The 5,000-nt window shown below is 51.3% G+C and carries 4 protein-coding genes; 1 reads left to right on the top strand and 3 read right to left on the bottom strand.

What is annotated here, in order from left to right; genetic code table 11:
- Positions 1-563: 563 nt before the first annotated feature.
- The 3 genes from B5F78_RS15870 to galB form a co-directional block, all read right to left on the bottom strand.
- Positions 564-968 carry a hypothetical protein gene (locus tag B5F78_RS15870; RefSeq protein WP_087407192.1) on the bottom strand — a complete coding sequence of 135 codons (405 nt, stop codon included), beginning with the start codon at positions 966-968 and terminating at the stop codon, positions 564-566.
- A 65-nt stretch (positions 969-1,033) separates the two neighbouring features.
- The gene (locus tag B5F78_RS15875; protein WP_087407193.1) at positions 1,034-1,945 is read right to left on the bottom strand and encodes a helix-turn-helix transcriptional regulator; all 912 of its coding nucleotides are present in this window, start codon (positions 1,943-1,945) and stop codon (positions 1,034-1,036) included.
- A gap of 198 nt (positions 1,946-2,143) precedes the next feature.
- Positions 2,144-4,618: a beta-galactosidase GalB gene (galB, locus tag B5F78_RS15880; RefSeq protein WP_087407194.1), complete on the bottom strand. Its 2,475-nt coding sequence runs from the start codon at positions 4,616-4,618 to the stop codon at positions 2,144-2,146.
- Positions 4,619-4,776: 158 nt separating this feature from the next.
- Here galB and B5F78_RS16955 point away from each other — a divergent pair.
- Positions 4,777-5,000 (top strand): hypothetical protein (locus B5F78_RS16955; protein WP_140400214.1); only part of this gene is annotated, 224 nt, incomplete at its 3' end.

Genomic DNA, 5,000 nt, shown 5'->3' on the forward strand with positions numbered 1-5,000 from the left:
AAGAATAGATAGCAACTGAACTTATTTGATTTTCGTTATTTTGTTCCATTTATAAACAGAAGAAAGAAAGACATAGATATTCTTTCTTCTGTTCTTATTTTGTACCTTTGCCCTCCGAAGAGTTACCGGAACAAGCAAAGCGATGCAGACCACGGCAAATAGGACAGTTGTCTACTCATTATCCCCAAATGAGGTAATTCTTCTAACTCTTTTGATTGCAAAGAGGAATATCCCTTATACAGATTTACGGAAAATCAATGGAAAAACCAACGCACCTATATCCGCAGGCTTCCGCAACAGGCTGCATCTTGCTATGATACTATCCGGAAAAAGCGATTGTCTAGAGTTGGGGAAAATGTGGCTAAAGAAGTGCTTAACTATGAACAAGGCGTGGAAGCATTAGGCATTTATTTACCCAAACAGCCATATTGCTTTGAAAACGAATATATACTTCATACGCAGTTTCATATATACTGAAACTGGGTAAGAATATATACTTCACCGGCAATCGAAGTATATATCCGTTTTTCGAAAGCAGTTTAATGTTATTTACGGAAAAGTTTTCAGTCTGCTATAAAATCATACAGGTCGGGGTCTTCGTAATTGAGGTCATACTCTGTAGGTTCCACATCCGCCGGATTGACACCGTCCCAACCTTCCAGCGTCACGTTCTTCCGGTGCCGGTACTTCCGTACAGGCTTGGAAACCTGACGGGCTTTGCCCAACCGGATAGAATCCTGGCATTGCTTTGCCGTCAAGGGCGTGCGCGAAAGGATTTCGTAATACTTTACCGTCTTCCTCAGACCTTGAGGCTCCAGCCGCACATTGCCGTTAATCAGCTTTTCAGCTTTGTATTCCTTCTTATCGGGAACCGTTTCCACTTCCACCACATAGCGGTGTAACGTCTGCGCATGAACCATACACGAACAAAACGCAACGATGAGCATACATAAATAGATCTTTTTCATAGGCTATAAGTATTCTGTTTTTGAGTTTTTAAGTTTTTGAGTTCCTGTTATGCTTCAACCTACGATCATTCATTCCGCTTCAACGCTTCTTCGTACACCTTCCGCACCCGTTCCCTAAGGTGGGGCGGGCTGATGACTTTCAACGAGCGGCTTCGGGAAAGCAGCTCCATCACAAAATCATTGGTGATACGCAGGTGTACTTTGATGCGGACCTCGTCCGCATTGTCTGTCAAGACCTGCTGGGAATGATGCAAAGGTACCGACTTCAGGAATTTGCCGTCCAAGGCATCGTACTTCAGTTCGACGTCTTCTACCGGGATGTCCGGCTGGTTCCAGATGCCATAACAATCGCGGAAAAGCTCGTCCACGTTTATATCCATATTCCGTTTGAATGTCTCGCTTGCGCATATACGCAGGTCACGGATACGGTCTACTCCGAAAGTCTTCAGCACATCCCCTTCGTATGCCAACAGGTACCACCGCTGGTTCGACTCTTTCAAGTAATGGGGAAGGACTTTCTTTTCCTCTACCTTATCGCCCTGTCTTACCAGCGTATAGCGGAACACTACAGGGTGTGTATGCTTGATGGCACTTATCAGCATCGGCAGGCACTCGCTGGGCAACGGGCGGTGATGTTCCGCCAACACATAGGTGCGCAAGTTGGTGTCTCCTTCCAAGGCATTGAGCAGGTCGAAGTTCTGAAGCAGCTGGCCGTACCGTTCCGGCGCATTTTTGTCTTCTTCTTTTATATAATACCCGTGGGCTTTCTCGTCGAACCCGATACTGATGCCAAACAGACTTTCTATTTCCTTGAAGTCGCGTTGCAACGTGCGTTGCGTCACACCCGAATAGCCGCGCAATGCCATTGCATCTGCCACATAGCGTTTCAGTTCTTCCACAGGCACATACCGCCTCTTGCCTTCCAGCTTGTTGAGAATGACCAACATGCGCTGCAAACCTTCCAACCGTTTTCCCATAGTGTTTATTTTTTAGTTCGAGGCAAAGATAAAAAGGGTAAACGACAAAACATGTCGTTTGTGCAAAAAACTTAATATCACATTTCCACCAAATGTTTTCCGCGTTTTGCCGGTATCCACCAAATCTTTAGATAAAAAGAGAGCAAACGACAGGTTTTATCGTTTGCTCAAAAATCTCCCAATTATAATATACACAGACTATTCACGCACCGTGCGCAAGGTCAGCTTGCCGCCCTTCACACCCTTTGCTTTCGCCTCGAAACAGATTTCTCCGGCTTCTTCTTTAGTCTGTACTATGGCGGTCAATGCACCGCTGAAGGCCGGCATCCGGTTTTCGTGGAACAGATAGAGGCAGATAGGGTCGCCGTTTGCCGAAGCACGATACGTGCCTGCCCCCTTTACCGAGAAGTGTACCAGGCGGTTGTCCATCGGACACAGATTGCCATCCTTGTCCACAATGCGCACCGTAATGTAGGCAAGGTCTTTCCCGTCTGCCGCCAGCTCCGTACGGTCTGCCGCCAGCTCAATGTGGTGAGGCTTGCCAGCCGTACGCACTACCTTTTCGTCCGCCGCCTTTCCGGATGCATCGTAAGCCACTACTTTCAGCTCGCCCGGCTCGTATGGCACATCCATCCACATCAGCCGATACCGGCGCTGGAGCCAAAGCGAATCCTTGCCCTGCAGGGCTTGGCTTTCTTCGCGCGTCAGCTTGCGCTGCTTCCCATAGCTCTTGCCGTTCACGAACAGTTCCGCTTCGGGATAACTGGTGTAGACAAATACCGGCGTGTTTTCGCCTTTCCTGCCCTGCCAGTTCCAGTGCGGCAACACGTGCAGGGTAGGTGATTTCCTGTTCCAGATACTCCGATAGAGGTAATAGCGGTCTTTGGGCAGGCTTGCCAGGTCGATAATGCCGAACAACGAGCTATGGCTGGGCCAGGCATCGGTATCGTAAGGCGAAGGTTCGCCCAAGTAATCGAAGCCCGTCCATACGAACTGGCCGATGGTCCACGGATAATCGTCGGCAAGGGCGAAATCCTCATCGGGCACGTTGCTCCACGAGCAATGCTCCAAGTCATATCCACTCGACTGATGGTCTTCGTACTTGGCATCGCCACGCTTCCGTACCGGGAACTTATACACCCCTCTGGAGCTGACCGTAGAGGATGTTTCCGAGCCCAACACAATGTTCTGAGGCAGGCGGTTGTAGGCTTCTACATACCGGTGGGCACGGTAATTGAATCCGGGCACATCCAGCATGGCGGCAAACCCATTGCCCAACACGCTCGACACCTGGTCCATGCCGCACGTGACCGGACGCGTAGGGTCTTCGCGGTGGCAGATGTCCTGCAGGAAAGAAGCCACCTTATACCCTTCGGGCTTCCACTGGGTAGGCACCTCGTTGCCGATGCTCCACATCACCACGCTGGGATGGTTGCGGTAATGGCGCAACATGTTCACCATGTCTTTCTCCGCCCATTCGCCGAAGAAGCGGTGATAACCGTTCTCGCACTTGGCGATATCCCATTCGTCGAACGGCTCCAGCATCATCATAAAGCCCATCTCGTCGCACAGTTCCACCAGTTCGGGAGCCGGCATGTTGTGGGCGGTACGTATCGCGTCGCACCCCATGTCCTTCAACATCGTCAGCTGGCGGCGCAGGGCAGCCACATTCACGGCAGCCCCCAGCGGACCGAGGTCGTGATGGTTGCACACCCCCTGGAACTTGCGGTGCTTCCCGTTCAGGAAGAAACCCTTGTCGGGCACAATCTCCAGGCTGCGGATGCCGAAACGGGTCGTGTATTCATCCGCCTGCCGGTTATCCACGTAAATCTTAGATACCGCCTTATACAGGAAAGGCGTTTCGGGCGACCACAACTTCGGGGCATCTACCAGAAAGTTCTGCTCAAAGGGCATTCCGTGATTGATTTTGCGCGTATTGTCTTTCACCGCTACCACCTTCCCTTCGGGTGAGAGAATCTCCGTCACGATGCGGATATCCTTATCCCCTGCATGGGCAACGGTGGTAAGCAGCTTCACCGAGGCATAGCTGGCTTCCACATGAGGCGTAGTAAGCTGCGTCCCCCATACAGGCACATGCACCTTTTCTGTAGTCACCAGCCGTACGTTCCGGTAAAGCCCTGCCCCCGGATACCAGCGCGAAGACTGCGGGCGGTTTTCCAAACGTACTGCCAGCGTATTCTTCCGCCCGTCCGTATAGATATAAGGTGTCACGTCAATGTGGAACGAATTATACCCCAGCGGCCAGAAGCCCGCTTCTTTTCCGTTCACGTAAACCCGCGCCTCGCTCATGGCACCATCGAACACCAGGGAAGCCTCTTTGCCCGCAGGCACTTCGAAGGTGGTGCGATACCAGCCTGTGCCCACGTAGGGAAGTCCTCCGGTGCGTCCGGTCTTCACCGAAGCCTGCGTCTCGAAGTTCTGCGTAACCGCCACGTTCTGCAGGTCATGGCTCCGGTCGAACGGACCATAGATAGCCCAGTCATGCGGCACGGTCACGGTTTCCCATTGCGTATCGTCAAACGTCTCTTGCACAGCCTCAGGCGCATCACCTTTCGTGAATTTCCAGTTCTTCTCTAACAATGTCTCTTGCCTTTGCGCCCATGCAAAGAGCGAACAGAAACTAAGCAAACACAAAAGTACTTTCTTTTTCATGGCAATAATTTCTTGGTTTTACTGGCAAAAGTAATGATTCTCCTGATATATCGACCGTCCAAGAGAGGAAATTATACATTTTCGAAACGTAAAATCCGTTCAGACTTCCCATACCAGTACCCGGCTTTTCCCACTACCGGAAGAAAGAGCGGCCGGCGATGCACCTATATGCGCATGCCGATGCATATAGTTCCGGACACAAACGCAGGTATATGCATCACGCTCTCATCCGGCTTCAATTCCCCATTCGCTACGCCTGCCCGTGCAAGGTTTACCCCACCGTCAAGTTAGAAGTGCAACTCCGCCACCGCCTTCCTCCGTCCTTGGAGCGTAGCGGAAAGGGCGGAGGAAGGCGGTGGAAGCCGGGCTTCGGGTCATCCGG

Source organism: Bacteroides sp. An279 (genome assembly GCF_002159615.1).
Classification (GTDB): Bacteria; Bacteroidota; Bacteroidia; order Bacteroidales; family Bacteroidaceae; genus Phocaeicola; species Phocaeicola intestinalis.

Excerpts from the sequence above, each read along its gene's own strand:
- B5F78_RS15870 (WP_087407192.1), bottom strand. The coding sequence starts at position 968 with ATGAAAAAGATCTATTTATGTATGCTCATCGTTGCGTTTTGTTCGTGT.
- B5F78_RS15875 (WP_087407193.1), bottom strand. The coding sequence starts at position 1,945 with ATGGGAAAACGGTTGGAAGGTTTGCAGCGCATGTTGGTCATTCTCAAC.
- galB (WP_087407194.1), bottom strand. The coding sequence starts at position 4,618 with ATGAAAAAGAAAGTACTTTTGTGTTTGCTTAGTTTCTGTTCGCTCTTT.